The organism is Leifsonia sp. 10N434 (assembly GCF_056394405.1).
Genome location: NZ_JBFTHV010000007.1, coordinates 107,136 through 129,965 on the forward strand (window position 1 = coordinate 107,136; position 22,830 = coordinate 129,965).

General features: G+C 69.2%; 19 protein-coding genes. 4 read left to right on the forward strand and 15 right to left on the reverse strand.

Annotated features, from left to right (window positions below; all coding sequences use genetic code 11):
• Positions 1 to 45: 45 nt before the first annotated feature.
• The 7 genes from purH to sucC form a co-directional block, all read right to left on the reverse strand.
• On the reverse strand, positions 46 to 1,626 hold the full coding sequence (gene purH, locus AC1DB1_RS16800) for a bifunctional phosphoribosylaminoimidazolecarboxamide formyltransferase/IMP cyclohydrolase (RefSeq protein ID WP_477201635.1): 1,581 nt from the start codon (positions 1,624 to 1,626) through the stop codon (positions 46 to 48).
• Positions 1,623 to 2,216 carry a phosphoribosylglycinamide formyltransferase gene (gene purN / locus AC1DB1_RS16805; protein WP_477201636.1) on the reverse strand — a complete coding sequence of 198 codons (594 nt, stop codon included), beginning with the start codon at positions 2,214 to 2,216 and terminating at the stop codon, positions 1,623 to 1,625. Before purN ends, purH begins: the two co-directional genes overlap by 4 nt.
• 30 nt (positions 2,217 to 2,246) lie before the next feature.
• A complete protein-coding gene (locus tag AC1DB1_RS16810; protein WP_477201637.1) occupies positions 2,247 to 3,533 on the reverse strand; it encodes a threonine/serine exporter family protein in 1,287 nt (428 codons plus the stop codon).
• A 32-nt stretch (positions 3,534 to 3,565) separates the two neighbouring features.
• Positions 3,566 to 4,876, reverse strand: coding sequence for a cell division protein PerM (locus tag AC1DB1_RS16815; protein ID WP_477201638.1), 1,311 nt, complete (start codon positions 4,874 to 4,876; stop codon positions 3,566 to 3,568).
• Positions 4,877 to 4,932: 56 nt separating this feature from the next.
• A complete protein-coding gene (locus AC1DB1_RS16820) occupies positions 4,933 to 6,342 on the reverse strand; it encodes a hypothetical protein (RefSeq protein WP_271175654.1) in 1,410 nt (469 codons plus the stop codon).
• A 114-nt stretch (positions 6,343 to 6,456) separates the two neighbouring features.
• A complete protein-coding gene (gene sucD, locus AC1DB1_RS16825) occupies positions 6,457 to 7,344 on the reverse strand; it encodes a succinate--CoA ligase subunit alpha (protein WP_477201639.1) in 888 nt (295 codons plus the stop codon).
• Between the two features lie 16 nt (positions 7,345 to 7,360).
• Positions 7,361 to 8,524, reverse strand: a complete 1,164-nt coding sequence (gene sucC / locus AC1DB1_RS16830; RefSeq protein ID WP_271175656.1) for an ADP-forming succinate--CoA ligase subunit beta — start codon at positions 8,522 to 8,524, stop codon at positions 7,361 to 7,363.
• 299 nt (positions 8,525 to 8,823) lie between these two features.
• On the opposite strand from sucC, the gene AC1DB1_RS16835 reads away from it, so the two are divergent.
• Together AC1DB1_RS16835 and AC1DB1_RS16840 are read left to right on the forward strand one after the other, a co-directional pair.
• Positions 8,824 to 10,326 (forward strand): hypothetical protein, encoded by a 1,503-nt coding sequence (locus AC1DB1_RS16835; protein WP_477201640.1) that lies wholly within the window; start codon positions 8,824 to 8,826, stop codon positions 10,324 to 10,326.
• A 136-nt stretch (positions 10,327 to 10,462) separates the two neighbouring features.
• Complete coding sequence (locus AC1DB1_RS16840) at positions 10,463 to 11,290, forward strand: oxygenase MpaB family protein (protein WP_477201641.1); 828 nt, start codon at positions 10,463 to 10,465, stop codon at positions 11,288 to 11,290.
• A 160-nt stretch (positions 11,291 to 11,450) separates the two neighbouring features.
• On the opposite strand, the gene AC1DB1_RS16845 is transcribed toward AC1DB1_RS16840, so the two are convergent.
• The 3 genes from AC1DB1_RS16845 to AC1DB1_RS16855 form a co-directional block, all read right to left on the reverse strand.
• Complete coding sequence (locus AC1DB1_RS16845) at positions 11,451 to 12,491, reverse strand: FUSC family protein (RefSeq protein ID WP_477201642.1); 1,041 nt, start codon at positions 12,489 to 12,491, stop codon at positions 11,451 to 11,453.
• 92 nt (positions 12,492 to 12,583) lie between these two features.
• Complete coding sequence (locus AC1DB1_RS16850) at positions 12,584 to 15,106, reverse strand: ATP-dependent helicase (protein WP_477201643.1); 2,523 nt, start codon at positions 15,104 to 15,106, stop codon at positions 12,584 to 12,586.
• An 80-nt stretch (positions 15,107 to 15,186) separates the two neighbouring features.
• Positions 15,187 to 16,245 (reverse strand): glycerophosphodiester phosphodiesterase family protein, encoded by a 1,059-nt coding sequence (locus AC1DB1_RS16855; RefSeq protein ID WP_477201644.1) that lies wholly within the window; start codon positions 16,243 to 16,245, stop codon positions 15,187 to 15,189.
• Between the two features lie 63 nt (positions 16,246 to 16,308).
• On the opposite strand from AC1DB1_RS16855, the gene AC1DB1_RS16860 reads away from it, so the two are divergent.
• Positions 16,309 to 16,860: a hypothetical protein gene (locus AC1DB1_RS16860; protein WP_477201645.1), complete on the forward strand. Its 552-nt coding sequence runs from the start codon at positions 16,309 to 16,311 to the stop codon at positions 16,858 to 16,860.
• Positions 16,861 to 16,904: 44 nt separating this feature from the next.
• Positions 16,905 to 17,705 carry a Bax inhibitor-1/YccA family protein gene (locus tag AC1DB1_RS16865; RefSeq protein ID WP_477201646.1) on the forward strand — a complete coding sequence of 267 codons (801 nt, stop codon included), beginning with the start codon at positions 16,905 to 16,907 and terminating at the stop codon, positions 17,703 to 17,705.
• A gap of 255 nt (positions 17,706 to 17,960) precedes the next feature.
• Here AC1DB1_RS16865 and guaA read toward each other — a convergent pair whose 3' ends face one another.
• The 5 genes from guaA to AC1DB1_RS16890 are packed head-to-tail and all read right to left on the reverse strand — an operon-like array spanning position 17,961 to position 22,768.
• The gene (gene guaA, locus AC1DB1_RS16870) at positions 17,961 to 19,559 is read right to left on the reverse strand and encodes a glutamine-hydrolyzing GMP synthase (protein ID WP_477201691.1); all 1,599 of its coding nucleotides are present in this window, start codon (positions 19,557 to 19,559) and stop codon (positions 17,961 to 17,963) included.
• Positions 19,560 to 19,584: 25 nt separating this feature from the next.
• On the reverse strand, positions 19,585 to 20,034 hold the full coding sequence (locus AC1DB1_RS16875; protein ID WP_477201647.1) for a DUF3817 domain-containing protein: 450 nt from the start codon (positions 20,032 to 20,034) through the stop codon (positions 19,585 to 19,587).
• Between the two features lie 4 nt (positions 20,035 to 20,038).
• Positions 20,039 to 20,830, reverse strand: a complete 792-nt coding sequence (locus AC1DB1_RS16880; protein WP_477201648.1) for an SURF1 family protein — start codon at positions 20,828 to 20,830, stop codon at positions 20,039 to 20,041.
• Positions 20,831 to 20,875: 45 nt separating this feature from the next.
• Positions 20,876 to 22,234 carry a cation:proton antiporter gene (locus AC1DB1_RS16885; RefSeq protein ID WP_271175666.1) on the reverse strand — a complete coding sequence of 453 codons (1,359 nt, stop codon included), beginning with the start codon at positions 22,232 to 22,234 and terminating at the stop codon, positions 20,876 to 20,878.
• A 3-nt stretch (positions 22,235 to 22,237) separates the two neighbouring features.
• Entirely contained in the window at positions 22,238 to 22,768 is a 531-nt protein-coding gene (locus AC1DB1_RS16890) for a cation:proton antiporter regulatory subunit (protein ID WP_343880490.1), read from the reverse strand.
• Between the last annotated feature and the right edge of the window lie 62 nt (positions 22,769 to 22,830).

Below are 22,830 nucleotides of genomic sequence, written 5' to 3' on the forward strand. Positions count from 1 at the left end.
TGCTCCGAGCGCGTGGCTCCGAGCACGTGGCTCCCAGCGCGCGGCTCAGTGGAAGAAGTGCCGCTCCCCCGTGAAGTACATCGTCACGCCGGCGGCCTGCGCCGCGGCGATGACCTCGTCGTCGCGGATGGACCCGCCCGGCTGCACGATGGCACGCACTCCGGCGGCGATCAGGATCTCGGGGCCGTCGGCGAAGGGGAAGAACGCGTCCGAGGCGGCGACGGATCCGGCGGCGCGGTCGCCCGCGCGCGCGACGGCGAGGTTGCACGAGTCGACGCGGTTGACCTGGCCCATTCCGACGCCGACGGATGCCCCGTCGTGGGCCAGCAGGATGGCGTTCGACTTGACCGCGCGGCAGGCCTTCCAGGCGAACTCGAGGTCGGCGTGCGTCGCGGCGTCGGCCTCGTCGCCGGAGACGAGCGTCCAGCCCGCCGAGCTGAACTCGTCGAACCGGTCGGAGTCCTGCACGAGAACGCCGCCGGAGAGCTGGCGGAACTCGGTGCGCGCCCGCGCATACCCCTCCGGCAGCTGCAGGATGCGCAGGTTCTTCTTGGTCTGCAGCAGGGCAAGCGCCTCTGGCTCGTACGCCGGCGCGATCAGGACCTCGGTGAAGATGCCCTTCACGGTCTCCGCCATCGCGAGCGTGACGGTGCGGTTCGCCGCGATGACGCCGCCGTAGGCCGAGACGGGGTCGCACTCGTGCGCCTTGCGATGGGCCACGGCGATATCGTCTGCCACCGCGATGCCGCACGGGTTGGCGTGCTTGATGATGGCGACCGCGGGCTCGCTGAAGTCGTACGCGCTGCGCAGCGCGGCATCCGCGTCGACGAAGTTGTTGTACGACATCTCCTTGCCGCCGAGCTGCGTGGCCTGCGCGATGCCGCGGCCGGCCGGGTCGACGTAGAGGGCGGCGGCCTGGTGGGAGTTCTCGCCGTAACGCAGGTTCTGCTTCAGCTCGGCCTGAACGGCGAAACGCTCGGGGAAGTCGGCGGTCGACGGGGCGTCGCCCGCGAACCAGGCCGCGACGGCGCCGTCGTAGGCGGCCGTGTGTGCGAAGGCCTCGGCGGCGAGCGCGCGGCGCTGCTCGAAGGTGGTGCCTCCCGCGGCGAGCGCCTCGAGGATCGACGGGTAGTGCGACGGCGACACGACGATCGCCACGTTCGCGTGGTTCTTGGCCGACGCTCTGACCATCGCCGGGCCTCCGATGTCGATCTGCTCGACGACATCGTTGCCGACGGCGCCCGAGGCGACCGTCTCGACGAAGGGGTAGAGGTTCACGACGACCAGCTCGAACGGCTTGATCTCGAGGTCCTTCAACTGCGTCTCGTGCGACTCGAGCCGCAGATCGGCGAGCAGCCCCGAGTGGATGGCGGGGTGCAGGGTCTTCACTCGGCCGTCGAGGGATTCCGGGAAGCCGGTGACGCTGGCGACGTCGGTCACGGCGTACCCGGCGTCGCGGATGGTCGAGGCGGTGCTGCCGGTCGACACGATCTCCACACCGGCTCCGGCGAGCGCCTTCGCCAGGTCGAGTAGTCCGGACTTGTCGCTGACCGAGATCAGTGCACGGCGGATGGGAACGATGTCGCGTTCGCGGTAGAGGCGGGAGTCGTGGCTGGGTCCACTCATACTCGTGCGAGCTCCTTGAGGTCGATGTGTCCGTTGGCGATGTCGAGCACGGCGTCGATGAGCAGCCGTCGCTCCACGGGTTTGATGCGCTCGTGCAGGGCGGCCTCGGTGTCGCCCGCGTACACGGGGACGCGCTGCTGGCTGATGATCGGGCCGGCATCCACGCCGTTGTCGACCACGATGAGGCTGGCGCCGGTCTGCGTGACACCCGCGGCCAGAGCATCCCGCACGCCGTGGGCGCCGGGGAACTCGGGCAGGTAGGCAGGATGCGTGTTGATGAGGAACGGCGAGAACGCCTCCACCACGCGCGGCGGCACCAGGCGCATGAACCCCGACAGGATGACGAGGTCGGGCTGCCACTGCTGGATCTGCTCGAGCAGGGTGTCCCCCCACTCCTCGCGGTCGTCGAACGACGAGAACGGCACGGTGAACGACGGAATGCCGAACTCCTCGGCGTGCGCCAGGCCGTCGGCGTCGCGGTCGGCTCCGACGGCGACGACGCGGGCGGGGAACTCGGCGTCCTCGGAGGCCTCGAGGAGGGCACGCAGGTTCGACCCGCCGCCGGAGATCAGCACGACAATCGAGAGCACGCCCCCAGCCTACCGGGCGCCTCAGGCGGGTCAGACCAGCCGGAGACCCCACCGGGCGGGGGCGATCCGGAAGATCTGCCGGAAGAGCGCCGTGCCCGTGAGCACGCCGAGCGCGATGGCGACCAGGGACCCGATCAGGGCGGTCAGACTGGCCGCATCCAGGTTCGTCCCCGCCGCACTCTGGGTGAGTCCGATCAGGCCGGTCGCGCCGGGGACCAGCAGCCAGAAGGCAGGCAGGAAGCAGACGACGGCCGGCGGGGCACCGGGGATGGACTGCACGAGGTAGGCGACGACGGTGAGCGCCGAGGCGCCGAAGAAGCCGCTGAACACGTTGCCGGCCAGGAAGGAGCCCAGCACCTGGCCGCCGTAGGCGACCAGCAGCACGAGCGTCAGGAAGTACAGGGAGCGGCGCGGTCCGCAGTAGTACAGGAAGACCCCGAGGGAGAAGAGCAGCACGCCGAGCCAGGGCTGCACGGCGCCGAGCGCAGGCTGGCTCGCGAAGAGCGCGACAGACGCGGGGACACCCGTGATGGTGAGGGCGGCGATGATCCCGAAGGCGAGGAAGAGCAGCTGCGCGATCCCCGAGACCAGGCGGCTCGAGCCCGCGACCATGTCACCGGCCGCGAGCTCCTGGATGCCCGTGGTCAGCACCGCACCGGGCAGCAGCGTGACCAGCGGCGGCACCAGCACCTGCAGGGGCTCCTGGATGAGGTGGGCCCCTGCTGCCGAGAACACGAGCAGCGCGAGCACGAACGCGGTCAGCACCGGCAGCAGGATGGCGGCGTAGGTGCCGGGCCGCACGACCAGCTTCGCGATCCCGACCAGCACACCGAGCACGAAGGCGTAGGCCATGCTGAGCGGATCGGCACCGAGCAGCACCAGTCCGACGCCGGCGGCGGCGAGGCCGTGTCCGAGCACCCGCAGCGTGGTGCCGAATCGCGGCTTGGCGGCGATGATCGCATCGATGGCCTCGATGCCCTGCGCGGCGGTGATCGTGCCGGCCGTCGCCTGGTCGACGACGGCGTAGATGTGCGACGCCCGGTCGAAGCGCACCTCGCCACCTGTCGGCTCGGCGACCTCGAACCGCGTCTCCTTCTCGTCCGGCATCCCGACGAAGATCAGCGTGGGGAAGACGATGAGGGCGGTCTTCGGCGAACCGAGCGCGATCGCCACCCAGGTGAGCGTGCGCTGGATGTCGGTGGCGGCGGTTCCCACGGAGAGCAGCGCACTGCCCAGCTTCACCAGGAACTCCTGGAGCTCCTCGGACGGGCTGTCGACCCGCGGCGTCGCCTCCAGCGACCGGGCATGGAAACGCACCCTCGGCAGACGGAACTGCGACCGCCACGCATTCACCGTCGCGCCCGCCCTCCTGCCAGTAGACCGATGACCGCGGCGACGGCCACTTCACCGGCCGCGATCGACCCGACGAGCCAGGGATTCGGCCCGACGTCATGGAGCCGGCCCGGTCCGATCGACCCGGACGACCACCACGCGAGCAGCCCGAGCTCGATGCCCGCAACGATACCGATGGCGAGCGCGGTGAGGAAGAGGGTGGCGGTGCCGCGATGCGCGTTGGCGGACTCGATCCGCCAGCGCAGCAGTCCGGCGGCGAGGAAGCCGGCGATGATGGGCACCAGCACGCCGATCAGGCCGAACGAGAAGCCGCCGGGCGGGATGACGCCGAACAGCGGCAGGCCGGGGATCGGGCCCAGCTCGGTGCCGATCGGGCTCACGGATGACCCGGTGCCGATCGCGAAGCCGGGTCCGATCATCCACGAGGCCAGCCAGATCACGAGATTCGGCAGCACCGACAGCTGGCCGATCGTGAGCGCGGCACCGCCGAGCCCGCCCGCCTGCAGCTGCTCGTAGAGGCCGATGACGGCGCCGAAGTTCAGCACGACCAGGATGGCGAGGATGATGCCGGCCCCGGCGATGACAATCGCTGCCGCCGCCGTTCCTGCGCGCAGGGCGCCGGCCGCGATGTCCCTGACGACGAGCGGGATCGCATCGAGCCACCCTCGGATCAATCCGCCGGGTACGGGTCGACGTGGTGCGTCCGTCGCGTCCGCGGTGGCGCCCGTGTCCCGGATGCCGGCGCCGGGTGCGCCTGCTGCGCCGGCCGGCCCGGCCGCGGCGCCCACGGCCGGCTCCCGCCGCAGATGGGCGAACACCAGGCCGAGTCCGATCCCGATGGCGTAGACGAGGGGTGGCAGCAGGATGCCCTGCCAGGCGGACGGCATGACCGGAGCACTGCGCGCCGTGAAGGTGACGACGGCGGCCAGCAGCCCGACGGTGACGACGGCGCTGACCGCACCGGTCACGCGGTACGGCGTCTCGGAGGCGCGGAGGCCGGTGCGCACGCCGAGTCCGGTCGTGAGCGCCGCGAAACCGAGAGCCGCGATCGTGATGGTGAAGGGCGCGACGGCGCCGGGAAGTCCGAGGGCCGTGCCGAGCTGCGCGTTCAACGCGACGGTGAGGTCGACCCCGTGCCCGACGAGCCAGATGTCGGCCGACGCCCGCCAGAAGACGAACCAGTCGGCCGCGAGATGGTACTGCGCCGCCCAGAGGATGGTGAGCGGCACCAGACTGATGCCGAGCCCGATCGCGACGACGATGACCGCCTCCAGCGCGGCGAGCAGGGCGACGGTTGTTCGATTCATGACCGAACGGAGCCTACCTGGCCCCGCTCAGGCCGGGGCCTCGACACTTCGCGCGCTCAGGGTACGGTGACGATCGGCGTCTCGTCGTCCGCCGTCTCCGGCACCGTGATCACGGGACGCTGGACGAGTTCGAGGATCACGATGACGATCGCCGCGATCACCAGGGTCCAGATGATGAGGCCCGGCGTCAGCGGTCGGACGAAGAGCACGACCGCCGCCGCGATGACCGCGATCGCCGCCCGCAGCAGCACCCGCTGCGCATAGAGCCACTCGCCCGTGCGCCCTGTCGAGATGCCGTGCCGCTCGGCCGCCTCGCGCACCCATGTCGTGCCGGCGCCGAAGAAGCCCCTGAGGCGCCGTGGCACAGCGAACGGGCCGGAGTACCAGGCCACCAGCGCCACCACGATCGCCAGCACGAGCACGGCGACGCCGGTATCGACCATCGCGGTGGTGACCGTCGAGAACACGGTTCTCGCGACGTCCGACGGGAGGAGCGATGGGGACACCGAGGCGATGAAGACGAGGCGCCCGATGGCGATGCCCGCGACGATGACGACCATCCCGAGCGCCAGCGCGACCGCCGACCAGACCAGTGCGAGCGCCCGCCGCCGGGCGACGAGCACGCCCGCCGCGAGGAACAGGAGCGCCACCCACGGCAGCCAGGCACCCGCGCCGACGGCGAGCCCGTAGAAGAGCTGGATCGTCGGCAGCGAGGAGTTCTGCGCGACGGTGATGGTGCGATCGACGCTCGGTATCTGCGACGCGAACGTCATCCCCTGCTGCACGAGCAGTTGTTTCACGCGGTCGATGATCGGCCCGAGCTGAACGCCGACGGAGCCGTCGGAGCCGACCGCGATCGCCGCCTTGGGGTCGCCCTGCATCGTGGCGACGAACTGCGCGTGGCTCGCTCTCAGAGCCTGCTGCCACACTTCCGCGAACGCATCCGAGGCCACGAAGTTGCCGACCGTCGACTTCACCAGCGTGACGATGCCCTGCGCGGCCGGTCCCTTCAGCGCCTCGAGTGCCTTCGTCGCGACCGGACCGGTGCCGAGCGAGGTGATGCCGTCGATCACCTGCGAGGTGAGGGCCGGGATGTCGACGTTCTGCTGGATGACCTGGACCGCCTGGTCGGTCACGTAGGCCTGGACACCGGGATCATCGGCGAGCGGGGCGTAGGCGGCGACGAAGCTGTCGGTGTCGGTGAGCTGCACCTTGGCCCAGGACGCCGCGACGGCGACCGGGGCGAGAATGGCGCCGATGAGGATGAGCACGGTGGCCAGCAGCGTCCAGCCCCAGCCGCGTTTGCGGCGGGTGGCCACGACGTCTCCCCCGCCGGAGACGCCATCGCCTTCCAGCGGCGGGATCGGCATAGTTTGCGCGTTATCGAGCCGCTCGCGCAGTGCTGCGTTCTCGCCTTCGAGCCGCTCGATCTTCGCGAGCAGTTCCGAACTCGTCACCCGTGCCATGATCGACCCCGTTCCCTCGTTGTGCTCACTGTAGCGCTGAGGCGCTGTCCGGCAGGGAAACGAGTACGGGCCCCGTGGATGAATCCGCGGGGCCCGTGACTGTGGAGGACGCGATCAGAGCGCGGCGTACACCTCGCGCAGGAGGGAAGCCGTCTCGCTCGGCGTCTTGCCGACCTTGACACCGGCGGCCTCGAGGGCCTCCTTCTTCGCCTGTGCGGTACCGGCCGAGCCCGAGACGATCGCGCCGGCGTGGCCCATCGTCTTGCCCTCCGGCGCGGTGAAGCCGGCGACGTAGCCGACGACCGGCTTGGTCACGTTGGCCTTGATGAAGTCGGCTGCCCGCTCTTCCGCGTCGCCGCCGATCTCGCCGATCATCACGATCGCCTTGGTCTCCGGGTCGGCCTCGAACGCGGCGAGCGCGTCGATGTGCGTCGTGCCGATGATCGGGTCGCCGCCGATGCCGATGGCGGTCGAGAAGCCCAGGTCGCGCAGCTCGAACATCATCTGGTAGGTCAGCGTCCCCGACTTCGAGACGAGACCGATCGGGCCCTTGCCCGTGATGTTCGCCGGGGTGATACCGACGAGCGACTCACCCGGGGTGATGATGCCGGGGCAGTTCGGACCGATGATGCGGGTCTTGTTGCCCTTCTCCTGCGCGTACGCCCAGAACTCGGCCGAGTCCTGCACGGGCACGCCCTCGGTGATGATCACGAGAAGCGGGATCTCGGCGTCGATCGCCTCGATCACCGCATCCTTCGTGAACGCCGGGGGGACGAACGCGATCGACACGTCTGCGCCGGTCTTCTCGATGGCCTCGGCGACCGTGCCGAACACGGGCAGCTCGACGTCGCCGTGGGTGACGGTCGTGCCGGCCTTGCGCGCGTTCACGCCGCCGACGACCTGGGTGCCGGCCTTCAGCATGAGGGCGGTGTGCTTGGTGCCCTCACCGCCGGTGATGCCCTGCACGATGACCTTGGAATCCTTATTGAGGAAGATAGACATTGTTCTTCTCGCGCCCTTACTTCGCAGCCAGTTCGGCGGCCTTGTCGGCGCCTTCGTCCATGGTGAGAGCCAGCGTCACCAGCGGGTGAGCTGCCTCGGTGAGGATGCGGCGACCCTCGTCGACGTTGTTGCCGTCGAGACGCACCACGAGCGGCTTGTTCGCCTCGTCGCCGAGGATCTCCAGCGCCTTGACGATGCCGTTCGCGACGGCGTCGCAGGCGGTGATCCCGCCGAAGACGTTGACGAACACGCTCTTGACCTGCGGGTCGTTGAGGATGACGTCGAGCCCGGCCGCCATGACGGCTGCCGACGCTCCGCCGCCGATGTCGAGGAAGTTGGCGGGCTTGACGCCCTTGTGCTTCTCGCCGGCGTACGCGACCACGTCGAGGGTGCTCATGACCAGCCCCGCGCCGTTGCCGATGATGCCGACCTCGCCGTCGAGCTTCACGTAGTTGAGGTCGCTCGCCTTCGCCTTGGCCTCGAGCGGGTCGGCGGCTGCCGCGTCCTCGAGCGCCTCGTGGTTCGGGTGACGGAAGCCGGCGTTCTCGTCGAGCGTGACCTTGCCGTCGAGGGCGATGATGTCGCCCTCCTCGGTGAGCACGAGCGGGTTGACCTCGACGAGCGTCGCGTCCTCGCCCTTGTACACGTCGTAGAGCTTGACGAAGACGTCGGCGACCTTTTCGACGAGCTCGTCGGGGAATCCGGCGGCCTTCGCGATCTCCGTGGCCTTCGCGGTGTCGACACCGGTGATCGGGTCGACCTCGATACGGGCGAGCGCCTCGGGCTTCTCGACCGCGAGCTGCTCGATCTCCATTCCGCCCTCGACGCTCGTGAGCGACAGATAGGAGCGGTTGGCCCGGTCCAGCAGCACCGAGAAGTAGAACTCCTTCGCGATACGGGCGCCGCCGGCGACCATCACGCGACGGACGATGTGGCCCTTGATGTCGAGACCCAGGATGGCGCGAGCCGCCTCTTCCGCCTCGTCAGGGTTCTTGGCGACCTTGACGCCGCCGGCCTTGCCACGACCACCGACCTTGACCTGCGCCTTGACGACGACCACGCCGCCGAGCTTCTCGGCCGCTGCGCGCACCTCCTCGGGGGTGTCCGCGACGATGCCCGGAAGGACCGGGACCCCGTACTGCTCAAACAGGTCTCTGGCCTGATACTCGTATAGATCCACGGTTATCCAATCCGCTGGTGCCGCGCGCGCTCGTGACGTGCGCTTTGTGGTTTTCTGGGCGGTTTCCAACGCGATTTAGCTCGACGCCGAGATAAATTCGCCAGTGAGAACTCTAGCGCGTCCGGCTGAACGCCCGCGCAACGGCCGGGTGGCCGGGTGGCTGACGACCGAGTGTCCGGATGGCTGACGACCGGGTGTCCGGATGGGCCGACGCCTCCACATGCGCACCCCACCTCGAGGCTCTCCACAGTTAGCGGCCGCGCGGTCCGCAGGGCGTTCCGAACCGCGAGCGTTGAGCCATGACACATCGCCTCACCTCGGCCGCAACGACCTTCGCTCTGCTCGCCCTCCTCGTCTTCCTCTCGGTCGTCGCCCCCGCCGCGCGCGCCGACGCCCTCACAGCGAACGGCCACGGCCCCGGCTACTTCTCCAGCGACGGATGGTGGCTCGGAACATACACGCTCGACGACGGCTCTCAGGGATTCTGTCTCAACGCCGGCCGCGAGAGCCCCGTCGGGTTCGGCGCCGACGTCGTCGAGGGTGAGACGCTCGGCTGGTTCACGCCCGAGAAGTCCGCCCAGCTCGCCTACATCTCGCGCAGCTGGGCGGGCACCTCCGACCGCACCACGGCCGCGGCCGGGCAGCTGGCCACGTGGATGATCGCGGGGCTCAATGGGAAGACGCCCGAGTCGTACGCCGCGCGAGCCGGCGCAGACGCTGCGAAGGTGCTGGCTCGTGCGAAGTCCATGATCTCCGAGACGCAACGTCAGGCATCTCGTACCGTGAGGGCCACCACCACCGTCGAGCTCTCCGACACGGCGGCGGGCCGGGCGCGGGTGGAGCTCGTCGTCGACCGGCTGACCGGCACGGAGATGATCGCGCCACGGACGCACTCGGCGACGGTCGAGCTGGTGGGCGCGGTCTTCGACGACGGGACGACCTCGGCCACGGTGAGCAACGGCGTCGACCTGTCGATCACGCCGACCGGCACCGAGCAGACCGTCTCCGTCACCGCCGCCGCGGCCTTCGGGGAGCTCCCGTACGGCGACCGGCTTCGGGTGGCCGTCCCGCGGGGCGACGCGCAGTCTCTGCTGATCGCCGTGCCGGCGACCGCGAAGGCAACGGCCGAGGCCGAGGTCACCGGCGTCTCGCCGCTGCCGTTCCAGCCCGTCGTCCGCACCGTCACGAGCGCGGCCGAGGCGACTCCCGGCGCTGCCGTCAGCGATCACCTGACCGTCGAGGTCGAGCAGGGAGACGGACTCCTCCCCACCTGGGGCGTCTGGTCCTCCGACGACGGCATGCAGCCCGTCGGGGCGATCGTCGAGAGCACCCTCCTCGGACCGTTCCCCGAGGAGATCGAGCCGGCGCCGACGGCCCCGGACGGTGCACCCGTCGTGTGCACCGTCGAACTGGCCATCTCCGGACCCGGGGAGTACGACACCGAGCCGTGCACCGTCAGCGAACCCGGCAACTACGTCTGGGTCGAGAGGATCGAACCGGAACGCACGCCGGCCGATCAGGGTGGTTCCCGTCTGCGAGCGTGGCAGTCGACGTTCGGCGTCGCCAGCGAGATCACACAGGTGGTCGCTCCCGCCGCTCCCGTAGCCCCCGAGGCCCCCGAAGTGCCGGCACCAGCACCGGCACCGGCCGTGGCAGCACTCGCGGCCACCGGAACCGACGTCCCCATGCCGGTTGTGGCGGCTGCCGCGGCCTCCGTCATCGGCGGGAGCGCTGCTCTCGTCGTCGCGCTGAAGACTCGTCGTCGTTCGGCGCATCGAGCTGGTAAGCGCAGGTCGGCCTGATGACGGCAGCGTCTGCGATGGCGCCGGGTCTCCGATGGCGCCGGGTCTCCGTCGGTGCCGGTTCTCTGCGTCAGATCCCCGCCCGAATGCCCATGCCGTGTCGCTTCTTCGCAGAAACGCGCGGGAGGATGGCTGCGTGCCCATCACGTCGACCCGTCGAGATCTCACCGACGTCGCCGCCGAGGCCCTCAACCTCGTCGGCGGCGGCCGGGCCCTGCTGCTGCAGATCGCCCACCCCGCGGTCGGTCGCGGCGTCGTCGAGCACAGCGACTTCGCGACCCGCATCATGGACCGCCTGCACGCGACCATGACGTACGTCTACGCCTCGGTGTACGCCGACCCCGAAGAGCTGGCCACGATCCGGCGCGCGGTGAACCGCGCCCATGTTCCCGTCCAGGCTCCCGCTGGCACGGCCGGGCCGGCCTACAACGCCTTCGATCCGGAACTCCAGCTGTGGGTCGCGGCGACGCTCTACGAGACCATGATGACCATCTACGAGCGCGTCTTCCCGGCGCTCACCGATGACGAGGCCGACACGATCTACCGCGACTTCGCCGTGGTCGGAACCGGGCTGCAGCTGCCCGCCTCGCTGTGGCCGGCCGATCGTCGCGCGTTCGCCGCCTACTGGAACGAGACGCTCGCCCTGCTGCAGCCGACCGCGGAGACGACGCGGGTCGCGGGTCAGCTCCTGCAGCCGCGCGGGGTTACCTGGTGGGTGCGCGCCCTCATGCCGCAGGGGCGGCTCGTGACCATCGGTCTCCTGCCGGACGGCGTGCGCGCGGACTTCGGCCTGGCGTGGAACGCCCGCGACCAGCGGCGATTCGACGGCTGGATGCGCTGGGCTGCACGCCTCTATCCGCGACTGCCCCGTTCCCTTCGGCATCGGCCCAAGGAGCTCTACCTGAAGCGGCTGCGACGGATGACCGCCGACGACGCCGCGAGACGCGACCGCGCGACTCCCTAGCCGCAGGCGCGGTCCGGCCGCCGGGAGGCAGAACACGCTCCCCCTCGACTCCCTGACTGCCGCCCGACTACGCAGCCACCCCGACTACACAGCTACCCCGACTACGCCGCTATCCCGACCACGCAGCCACCCCGACCACGCAGCGACCCGGGCTACACAGCTACCCGGCCGCCGGGGCTCCCCGCCGGCCAGATGACTCGACGAACCGACGCTCCACCCACCGGGCGGCGAGCACGAGCACGATGCCCACCCCCGCGCCGAGCACGGTCTCGAGCACCCGGTCGACCGCGAGCACGCTGAGGGGCACCGGACTCACCAGGTGCGACACCGACAGCGCCATCGGCGTGATGAACACCAGAGCGGAGCCGTAGTGCCGTCCGACCAGGATCTCCGCGAAGACCTGGCACACGACGATCACGGCGACCACGAACAGCGGAGGAGGCGACCAGAACAGCAGAAGCACCGTGACGCCCACGCCGACGACGGTTCCGACGATCCGGTGGACCGAACGGGAGATCGAGTGGGCCGCCCTGGCGGGCGGGATGACGGCGACAAGGCTCACGATCGCCCAGTAGGCGTGGCCGAGGCCGAACAGCAGCGCGATTCCGCCGGCGATGAGCACACCGAGGAGGTTCTGGGCGATGGTGAGCCAGACGCGCAGGTCGCGAACGGCCCCGCGATCGACGCTCGGGGCGCGGCGGAGCTCCTTGAAGAACAGCTCTCCGAACACGCCGCGATCGAGCCCGCGCGCACGTCGCAGCAGCCAGCCCGACATCGTCAGCAGCCACGAGAACGCCGCGACCGACGCCGCGAGCAGCACGCGCGGCACGATCTCGGCCGCGGGGGTCGGCACCGCGGCGCAGACGAGCAGAGCGAACACGAAGAACAACGGCTGGGCGGGGATCAGCTGGAACGTCGCTGCGAGAAGCGTCCCGCCGGCGACGATCACGAGCAGCAGCGGAGCGAGCAGCCAGAGGGGCTCGCCGAGCGCGGCGACGAGGATCCCGAGCGTGATGCTGACCAGCAGCGCGACCGCACCGACCGACACGCTCCGGATGCGCAACCGGTACGGCTCGTTGCGGCCGTAGAGCGCCGTGAACGCACCGAAGGTCGCATATGCGGTCAGGTCCAGCCGGCCGACGGCGAGCAGCACCAACAACGGGACACCCACCGCGAGCGCCGCACGCAGGCCCACTTCCACGCTGAGTCCCGAAGGCACCGAACGCCGTTCCGACGGTCGCGCCCGCCCACCGTGCGACTCAGCGCCCGTTCCGCCGTCCGGCGCGGAGGCCATCACAGCTTTTCGATGGGGGCGATCTTGATGAGGAGCTTCTTCGCCCCCACCTTCTCGAACTGCACGTGTGCCACGCGCTTCGCGCCCTCGCCGGTCACCGCGGTGACCCGGCCGTCGCCGAAGTCGCTGTGCCGGATGCGGTCACCCGCCACGAGCTCCAGGTCGCCGTTGTCACGCACCTGCCCGGTGACCCGGTTCGGCCATTCCGCCTTCGGCCGGTCGGGCGCACGTCCGCCACCCGCGCCGTACCCGCCCGAGCCCGGACTGTCGTTCCAGCGCGACCCGGAGCCCGACGAGCCGGAGCCCGACGGGCCGCTCCCGCTGCCGAGGCCCGGACGTCGCGCATTGAGCGCCCGCGACTGCGAACCGCCGCGGCCGTTCGCCGTGCCCGGCGACTGCTTCCAGTCGATCAGATCGGCTGGGATCTCCTGCAGGTACCGGCTGGGCATCGCCACCGCCGTCTCCCCGAACTGCGCCCTGGTCATCGCGAGCGACAGGAACAGGCGCTTCTTCGCCCGCGTGATGCCGACGTAGAACAGACGCCGCTCCTCGGCCGGTCCGCCCGGCTCGTTCGCCGACATTCGGTGCGGCAGCAGGTCTTCCTCGATGCCCGTGAGGAACACCGCGTCGTACTCGAGCCCCTTCGCGGTGTGCAGAGTCATCAGCGAGACGGTTCCGCTCGAGTCGTCGATCTCGTCGGCGGCCGCGACCAGCGACACCTCGGTGAGGAAGTCGATCAGCCCGCCATCCGGATTGTTGCGCGCGAACTCGCGGGTCACCGCGACGAGCTCGTCGACGTTCTCGGCGCGCGCCTCGTCTTGCGGGTCGCGGCTGTTGCGGAGCGCGTCGAGGTACCCGCTCTCGTCGAGCAGGTAGGTGAGCACGTCGGCCACCGGCGATGCACCCGCCGGGTTGGCAGGGTCGACCATTTCCGTCGCCGTGTCGAGGAGACCGGCGAGCTGCAGGATCGCGGCCGTCACCTTCGGGCCGAGCCCGAGCGAGCCCGCGTCGCGCATCGCCTGGCGGAAGCTCACGCCGTTGTCGTCGGCGTAACTGCCCAGCTGGGTTTCGGTGGCAGGGCCGATGCCGCGCTTGGGCGTGTTCAGGATGCGCCGCAGTGCGAGGGCGTCGTCGGGATTCGCCACCGCCGTGAGGTAGGCCATCGCGTCTTTGATCTCGGCGCGCTCGTAGAACTTGGTGCCGCCCATGATGCGGTACGGCAGAGCCGAGCGGATGAAGATCTCCTCCAGCGCACGCGTCTGCGCGTTCGTGCGGTAGAAGACCGCGATCTCGCTGTAGGCCATGCCCGCCGCGTGGAGCTTCTCGATCTCGTCGGCTACGAACTGCGCCTCGTCGTGACCGGAGTACCCCGTGAACCCGATGATCTTGTCGCCGTCGCCGACCGCCGTCCACAGCTTCTTGTCTTTGCGGTCGAAGTTGTTGGCGATCACCGAGTTCGCGGCGCTCAGGATGTTCTGCGTCGACCGGTAGTTCTGCTCGAGCAGCACCACCTTCGCTCCCGGGAAGTCGCGCTCGAACTCGACGATGTTGCGGATGTCGGCGCCGCGGAACGCGTAGATCGACTGATCGGAGTCGCCGACGACGGTGAGCGAGGCGCCGGGGATGACGCCGAGGGGGTCGCGCATCCGGTCGACGTGGTGGCCCTGCGCCTCGAGCTCGTCGGCGATCGCAGGGGCGATCGGCATGGTCAGCTCGCGGATCAGCGAATACTGCGCGTGGTTCGTGTCCTGGTACTCGTCGACCAGGATGTGCCGGAACCGCCGCTGATAGAGCGCCGCGACCTTGGGGAACGCACGAAAGAGGAAGACGGTCTCCGCGATGAGGTCGTCGAAGTCGAAGGCGTTCGCGCTGCGCAGCTGCCGGGTGTACTGCCGGAAGATCTCGAGGAACATGACCTCTTGCGGGTCGCTCAGATTGGCCGACCGGGCGTACGTCTCGATGTCGGTGAGTTCGTTCTTGAGCTTCGAGATGCGCGCGGCGGCGCCCGCGACCGTGAAGCCGAGGGTGTCGGCATCCAGCCCCTTGATGATGCGCTTGAGCAGGGCGCGCGTGTCGCCCGAGTCGTAGATCGTGAAGCTCTGCGTCTTGCCGATCGTCTCGGCCTCGCGACGCAGGATGCGCACGCACGCCGAGTGGAAGGTCGAGATCCACATCCCCTGCGCCGTGTCGCCGACGAGAGCCTGCACGCGCTCGCGCATCTCCGCGGCCGCCTTGTTGGTGAACGTGATCGCGAGGATCTGGCTCGGCCACGCCTCGCGGCTCTGGAGCAGACCGGCGATGCGGCGCGTGAGCACGCTCGTCTTGCCCGAACCGGCGCCGGCGACGATCAGCAGCGCCGCGCCACGGTACTCGGCCGCCTCCCGCTGCTGCGGGTTGAGACCGGCGAAGAGCCGCTCGTGCGCGCTGTCGGAGCCGCCGTCGCCCGAAGAACCACCCTGCCGGCCGTCGAGAATGATGGGGGTGGCGGAGTTCGAGGTGTCGGGGTTGGAGAGGCTCGTCATGTCTCCATCGATTTTAGCCGCCACCACCGTCATCCGGGTTCCGCGCGCGGATCACCGGCGCCGTCCCGGCCGCGTCCGCGCTACCGGCCGTCGCGCACGGCCACCGCGAGGTCCGGATGGTCGACGAAGACGCCGTCCACCCCGGAGTTGAGCACGATCGAGAACAACCGGCGCCAGTCGCCCCACTGGGCGTCGAGAGCCTCGGCCCGCCGGAACTCCGCCGGCAGCAGTCCGTTCTCCGGCCGCAGCGTCCAGCAGAACACCTCGAGCCCGGCGGAGTGCGCCGTGTCGACGAGATCCGACGTCACCGCGCCCACATCGTCGCCGTCGTCGAACAACGCCACCGCGACCGATCCGGAGGCCAGCACCTGGCCCGTCTCGACGCTGATCCCGTCGACGCGCTCGGCCGGCCCCGCCGCCGCGAGCGCATAGAGTCCGCGTGCCGTCAGGTCATCCGCGTATCCCGGAGCCGTCGACCCCAGCCGCGCCACCCGGTCGGCCGGCGCTCCCTCGTCTTCGAGCAAGTACACCCGCTTCCCCCGGAAGCCGCGGCCGTGCAGCCGGGTCAGCACGGTCTTCTCGAAGCTCTCCACCACCAGCCCGGGGTTGTCGAACCAGCCCGCCTCGCCCAACTCGCTCGCGAACAGCTCGTCGAGCGGCAGGCCGATCGACTCGAAGTACGTGGCGTGCTTGAGCTCGGCCACGATCCCGAGCAGTCGCGCAGCGTCGTCGCTCGCGCGCTCCACGATCGTGAACAGGTCGCTCAGCCGCAGCAGCGGGTACCGTCCGTCGAACGTCGAGCTCGCCTGCCGGATGCCTCCCAGCCGCTCCTTCGCCCGCAGCGTCGTCAGCTCCGCCCAGGTGAAGTCCTCCGTGAACCACCCGGTGAGCTCCGCCCCGTCGACCTCCTTGGTCGTGCGCTTCGCCGCGAACTCCGGATGCTCGGCGACATCCGTCGTGCCCGAGATCTCGTTCTCGTGCCGCAGCACGAGCACGCCGTCTTTCGACGCGACCAGGTCCGGCTCCACGGCGTCCGCCCCGAGAGCGAAGGCGAGCTCGTAGGCCGCCGCCGTGTGTTCGGGGCGGTACCCGCACGCGCCCCGATGACCGATGATCAGGGGGCCTGTATGCGCGCGCATGGAGCGATACTAGCCCGCGGTCGGGGGCTGGTCGCCCGCTCATCCGGGTGACAGAATCAACGCGTGTCCGTCCGGGAGCCCTCCGCAGCAGCCGGCTGGAGCGAGCCCGCGAGCCGCCTGGAGCTGCACTGGGGCGCGTATCGACCCCGGCTCCTCGCGGGGCTGGTGCTCATCATGGTCGGCACCGGCTGCATCCTGCTCACGTCCGCGTACAGCCTGCCGTTCCTGCTCTCCGGCTCCCTGATCCAGCCGGCGGGGTGGGCACTCCTGCCGTCGTGGATCGGGCGGCGCGTCGCCGTCGTCGTCCCGGTGCTCGGCTTCACCTGGCTCATGCTCGGCGGCGCCTCGTTCGCGTGGTGCTTCGCGGTCCCGCTCGCCGCCTGGCTGCTCGTGCGGCTGCGCCCGCTCCTGTCGTACGTCGTGCTCGTTCTGCCGATCGCGTCGAGCATCGTGCTCGCCCGCACCGTGACCGATTACTCGGTGAGCTGGGTCTCCATCCTGGTGAGCACCCTGGTGGTCATCGCGGGCGCCTGGCTGGCACGGTGGGTCGCTGTTTTGGTCGATTCAAGGCAATCTGTCAGAACTCTCAGAAAACAAGCGGATAGATTGGACTGACCCACCCCGGACTTCCCGGACCCACAACGTGAGCAGAGGAACCCATGGCTACTTCGAACCCGGCCTTCTCGCAGACCCCGGCCTTCCAGAACTCCAGCGCAATGAACTCCACTGTGAGCGCTGAGCAGCTGCAGGAGCTGTACGCGTCGCCGTCCGCCACCGCTGCAGACACCGACCGCATGACGGTCGAAGACACCATCAAGAAGACCGGCATCAGCTTCGGCATCCTGGTCGTCGGTGCGCTCATCGGCTGGGTCGTGCCCGGTCTGTGGATCGCGGGTGCGGTCGTCGGCCTCGTGCTGGCCTTCGTCAACATCTTCCACAACCGCAAGAAGCTCCCGTCCGCCGGCCTGACCCTCGCGTACGCCGGCGCTCAGGGCATCTTCATCGGCGGCATCTCCCGGTTCTACGAGGAGATCGCCAGCGGCGTCGTCGTGCAGGCGGTGCTCGGCACGGTCGTGGTCGTCGGCGTCACCCTCGCCCTGTTCGCGAGCGGCAAGATCCGCGCGTCCGCCAAGGCCACCAAGATCTGGCTGATCGCCATGATCGGCTACCTGGTGTTCTCCCTCATCAACGTCGTGCTCATCTGGACCGGCGCCAACAGCGACCCGTGGGGGCTGAGCGGTTCGTTCAAGATCTTCGGCATCCCGCTCGGTCTCATCATCGGTGTCCTCGTCGTCATCATGTGCGCCTACTCGCTGGTGCTCGACTTCGACATGATCCAGCAGGGCGTCAAGAACCGCGCCCCGCGTGCTGTCGGCTGGGCGGGCGCTTTCGGCATCATGCTCACCGTCATCTGGCTGTACCTCGAACTGCTGCGCATCTTCGCCATCGCCCGCAACTAGCGACACGCGACCGCGCAGCACCGCACGACCTGCGAGCGACACCTCGCACGCGAAAGGGCCGGGACGACGATTCGTCCCGGCCCTTTCGCATCCCCGGCCCTTTCGCATCCCGCACGCCCGCCGTGTCAGGCGCACAACTCCGGAACCTCCGGGCGACACGCCGCCCGAAACGCCACAACTCCGGAAGCCTGAAGCCTTTCGGCCCCGATCTTCCGGAGTTGTGACAGAGCGCCGTCGCCCGGCACTACGGGAGCGTCACTCCCACTCGATCGTTCCCGGCGGCTTCGACGTCACGTCGAGCACGACGCGGTTGACGCCGTCGACCTCGTTCGTGATGCGGTTGGAGATCTTGGCGAGCAGCTCGTACGGCAGGCGAGTCCAGTCCGCGGTCATCGCGTCCTCGCTCGACACCGGGCGCAGCACGATCGGGTGCCCGTAGGTGCGGCCGTCGCCCTGAACGCCCACCGAGCGCACATCCGCCAGCAGCACGACCGGGCACTGCCAGATCTCGCCGTCGAGGCCGGCCTCGCTCAGCTCGGCGCGCACGATGGCGTCGGCGTCGCGGAGCAGCTCCAGGCGCTCGTGCGTCACCTCGCCGACGATCCGGATGCCCAAGCCGGGGCCGGGGAACGGCTGGCGGCCAACGATCGCCTCGGGCAGACCGAGCTCGCGGCCGATGGCACGCACCTCGTCCTTGAACAGGGTGCGCAGCGGCTCGACGAGCTCGAACTGCAGGTCTTCCGGAAGGCCGCCGACGTTGTGGTGGCTCTTGATGTTCGCGGTGCCCGTACCTCCGCCCGACTCCACCACATCCGGGTAGAGGGTGCCCTGCACCAGGAAGCGGATCGGGTCGCCTTCGCTCGCGGCCTCGGCGATCAGGTCGGCCTGCGCCTGCTCGAAGGTGCGGATGAACTCGCGGCCGATGATCTTGCGCTTGGTCTCGGGGTCGCTCACGCCGGCGAGCGCGTCGAGGAACTGCTTCTCGGCGTCGATCGTGACGAGGCGAACGCCGGTGGCCTTCACGTAGTCCTCTTCGACCTGGCGGCGCTCGTCCTTGCGGAGCAGTCCGTGGTCGACGAAGACGCAGACCAGCTGGTCGCCGACCGCCTTGTGCACCAGCGCGGCCGCCACGGCGGAGTCGACGCCGCCGGAGAGCGCGCAGATGACGCGACCCGAGCCGACCTGCGCCTGGATCGCCGCCACCTGGTCGGCAATCACGTTGCCGCTGTTCCAGTCGGCCGGGATGCCGGCGGCACGGTGCAGGAAGTTCTCGAGCACGGCCTGGCCGTAAGCCGAGTGCTTCACCTCGGGGTGCCACTGCACGCCGTACAGCTTGCGCTCGTCGTTCGCGAACGCGGCGACGGGCGTCGAGTCGGTCGAGGCCAGCACCTCGAAGCCCTCCGGAGCACGGGACACGGAGTCGCCGTGGCTCATCCACGCGGTCTGCTCCTCGGGCTGGCCGTCGAGCAGCTGTCCTCGACCGTTGCTGGCCGACTCGCTGATCCGCACGGCGGTCGAGCCGTACTCGCGCGCTCCGGTGTGCGCGACCTCGCCGCCGAGGGCGGTCGCCATCACCTGGAAGCCGTAGCAGATGCCGAGCACGGGGACGCCGAGCTCGAAGATGCCCTCGTCGAGCTGCGGGGCGCCCTCTTCGTAGACGCTCGACGGTCCGCCGGAGAGCACGATGCCCGACGGCTTCTTGGCGGCGACCTCGGCAGCCGTGACGGTGTGCGGCACGATCTCCGAGTAGACGCTCGCCTCGCGGACGCGCCGCGCGATCAGCTGGGCGTACTGCGCGCCGAAGTCGACGACGAGAACAGGACCGGACGGATTGGCCGCGTCGGCCCCTCCCAGGATCTCGGAGAAAACGGGGTCGGTGCTAATTTGATGCCTCCACGAGGGTCGCTTCTTCGGCCTCCCGGCCGGCCAGATAAGACTTCACCTGCTTGGTGATGCGTGCTTCGACGAAGAACGACAGGAACGGGACGACCCCGCCGAGGGCGATCGCCACGAACTTCGCGAAGTTCCAGCGCATCAGGCTCCACAGACGGAAGTCGGAGAAGAGGTACACGACGTACAGCCAGCCGTGCGCGATCAGGATGCCCGTGCTCAGGTCGAGACCGGTGGGGGCGACGGGCTCGTTCACGTCGACGAGCGCGAAGACGCCGTAGTTGCTGAACGCGAACAGCTGGTAGCCCATGCCGTACTTGATGATCATCTCGACGCACAGCAGCAGCAGCATGATGCCGGTGACGTAGGCGAAGACCTGGTAGAACCGGAGCGCCCCGCGGATCTTCGGGAAGTCTTCTGGTTTGGGAGCGAGGGGCATGGACCTATTCTACTTTCTCGGCGGCAGCGACCGATTCGCGCGCGAGCTGGCGTTCCTCGTCTTCGCGCTCCTTCGCGTCCTTCACCAGTCGGTACCAGAAGAAGACCGCGAAGCCGGCGAAGATGATCCACTCGGCCGCGTAGAAGATGTTGAGCCAGTTGAGCGTGCTCTCCTGGATGGGCGGCGGCGAATCGATCTTCACCAGCCCCTGCGGCGGGGTGCGCTCGACGACGTACGCCGAGTAGACGTCGACGCCGTCGACGCCGGTCCACAGGTTGTACAGCGCCGCCACCGACATGGTGCGCATCCGCGTCGGGTCGCTCTTATCGGCGGGCACCTCCGGCGCCTCCGTCGGCAGCAGCCGGCCCACGATCGTCTGCTGGCTCGGCTGCTCGTTCGCGAGCCGCGCCATGACCGACTCGGCCGCGGCCTTGTCGGGCGCCCAACCCCGAGCGACGGCGAGAGCGACCGGATGCCCGGATGCGGCATCGTCCACCGTCACGTGCGCGACCACCCACCATCCGGCCGTGCCCTTGTTGAGCCGGCCGTCGAGCAGCTGGTAGTCGCCAGGGACGAACGATCCGGTCACCGTCACCAGCTGGCCGGTCGCCTCGTCGGTGATCGGGCCGTCCGGCTTCGCCACGGAGGCGAGCGGGAGCACCGACTCGCTCGGCGCATCGATGACCTTGCCTGACTCCACCGCCCGTTCCAGCTGCCACTGGCCGAGGGCCGCGAATCCGGCCGCCAGCGCGAGCGCCAGCAGCAGCGCGCCGATCCAGCGTGGGCGCAGCATCATCTGGAACAGCGTCGTCTCGCTGTCTCCGGTGGTCTCGCTAATGGTTCAGTCCCGCTTTCGGTCCCCGGTGGTGTCCTGCTGCTGCATGGCCTGTTCGACCACACGGTCGATGGCGCTCTTCGTGTCGTCGGACCGCGCGTCGGGATCGAGGTCGGCTGTCGCCGCCTCGACCAGCGCGATCTCCTCGTCGAGCATGGGGTCGCGCTTCGCAGCGCCCTTCGTGGGGCGCTTTCCGGATCGACCGGTCCGCAGAATCATCCCACCGATCTTCTCGGAGTTTGCTGCGAGCACCGGGCCGAGCACCGCCATGATCAGCACGTAGAGGCCCGCGAACGGCTGGATGCGCTCGTCGAGTCCGGCGCTGAGCGACAGCGTCGCGAGGATCAGCGCGAACTCGCCGCGGTTCTGCAGGATGACCGTGGTGTTGATGCCCGCTTGCACGCCGAGCCCGTTGATCCAGGCGACGAACTGCCCGGCGCCGATGTTGAGCACGATCGTGAGCAGCACGGCGAGCAGCACCGGCACCACGACCTGCGGGAACTGCGCCGGATTCAGCGCGAGGCCGAAGTTGAGGAAGAAGAAGGCCGCGAAGACGTCGCGCAGCGGGATCGCGATCTGCTCGATCTTCTTGTGGTACTTCGTCGCGCCGAGCACCAGACCGATGAGGAAAGCCCCGATCGCGTCGGTAACGCCCAGCACCTCGCCGATACCGGCGAACAACACGGCGAAGCCGAAGAACAGGATGGTGAAGAGCTCGTCGTCCTTGGTGCGGAAGAGCCGCGAGACGAACCGTCCTCCCCAGCGCGCGATGGTGAACATCACCACCAGGAAGGTGAAGGCGATCGCGAGCTTGGCGACGATCGGCCAGAAGTCCGTCTCGCCGCTGAGCACCACCGAGACGATCGCGAGGTAGATCGCGATGAAGATGTCCTCGACCACCGTGACGCCCAGGATCATCGGCGTCTCGGTGTTCGCCAGGCGTTTCAGCTCGATCAGCAGCTTGGTGACGATCGCGCTCGACGACGTGGCCGTCATGCCGGCGATGATCAGGGCCTCGCGGGTGCCCCAGCCGACCATGAAGCCGAAGATCAGGCCGACGCCCATGTTGACCACGATGTAGGAGCCGCCGGAGATGATCAGCTTGCCGAAGTTGCCGAAGAACTCGTCCTGGTCGAACTCGAGCCCCAGATTGAACAGGAGCAGGATCAGCCCGAAGATCGCGATCAGTTCGATGTAGTGCGATTCGAAGTTGAGCGGGAACCATCCGGTGTGGGGACTCGCGAGCAAGCCGACGAGCATGTAGATGGGTATCGCGGGGAGACCCACCAGCTTGCCGAGGCGCCCGAGCACGTAGGCCACGAGCAGGAGGACGCCGAGAACGATGAGGTCTTCGCCGAGATGCATTGCTTATCCCCCGGGCGGCGCGTCTGCGGTCACGCGAGCGGGAAGCTCGCCGGTGCGGAAGAAGGAGAACGCCTTCGCGACCTTCTCCGGGGAGCCGGCGACGACCAGCGTGTCGCCGGGGAAGACCTTGAAGTCGGGGGCCGGCGCGGGATTCGCGGAGTCACCGCGCACGACCGCGACGACCGTGAGGCCGACGAGGCCGCGATCGGCGGGTGCACCGAGGGGCTGGCCGGCGATGTAGTCGTCGTAGTCGACCGTGAACCAGTCGATGCTGAGACCGGGGATCTGGTCGAGAGCCGTGAGCGACTCGGTGATCTGCGTGCCGCCGAGCAGCTCGGCAAGGGTGTGCGCTTCGTCTTCGTTCAGGCGCAGCGACACCTTGGTCACGTCGGCGCCGTCTTCGTGATCGGAGAAGGTGATCAGGTCGCTGTGACCCGACCGGTGCGCGATGACACCGACCTTTCCACCGTCGTCGGTCACGAACGTATGCAGCACCCCGACTCCGGGTAGCTTGACCCGTCGAACGTCAACCATGTTCCGTCTCCAGAGGTTTTGGGGGCAGTACGTCAATCGTACCGGAGCCGCCTGAAGGCGGC

Coding starts and splice junctions, on each gene's coding strand:
- purH (WP_477201635.1), bottom strand. CDS start 1,626: ATGAGTGGACCCAGCCACGACTCCCGCCTCTACCGCGAACGCGACATC.
- AC1DB1_RS16815 (WP_477201638.1), bottom strand. CDS start 4,876: ATGAATCGAACAACCGTCGCCCTGCTCGCCGCGCTGGAGGCGGTCATC.
- AC1DB1_RS16820 (WP_271175654.1), bottom strand. CDS start 6,342: ATGGCACGGGTGACGAGTTCGGAACTGCTCGCGAAGATCGAGCGGCTC.
- sucD (WP_477201639.1), bottom strand. CDS start 7,344: ATGTCTATCTTCCTCAATAAGGATTCCAAGGTCATCGTGCAGGGCATC.
- AC1DB1_RS16835 (WP_477201640.1), top strand. CDS start 8,824: ATGACACATCGCCTCACCTCGGCCGCAACGACCTTCGCTCTGCTCGCC.
- AC1DB1_RS16850 (WP_477201643.1), bottom strand. CDS start 15,106: ATGACGAGCCTCTCCAACCCCGACACCTCGAACTCCGCCACCCCCATC.
- AC1DB1_RS16855 (WP_477201644.1), bottom strand. CDS start 16,245: ATGCGCGCGCATACAGGCCCCCTGATCATCGGTCATCGGGGCGCGTGC.
- AC1DB1_RS16865 (WP_477201646.1), top strand. CDS start 16,905: ATGGCTACTTCGAACCCGGCCTTCTCGCAGACCCCGGCCTTCCAGAAC.
- AC1DB1_RS16875 (WP_477201647.1), bottom strand. CDS start 20,034: ATGCCCCTCGCTCCCAAACCAGAAGACTTCCCGAAGATCCGCGGGGCG.
- AC1DB1_RS16880 (WP_477201648.1), bottom strand. CDS start 20,830: ATGATGCTGCGCCCACGCTGGATCGGCGCGCTGCTGCTGGCGCTCGCG.
- AC1DB1_RS16885 (WP_271175666.1), bottom strand. CDS start 22,234: ATGCATCTCGGCGAAGACCTCATCGTTCTCGGCGTCCTCCTGCTCGTG.
- AC1DB1_RS16890 (WP_343880490.1), bottom strand. CDS start 22,768: ATGGTTGACGTTCGACGGGTCAAGCTACCCGGAGTCGGGGTGCTGCAT.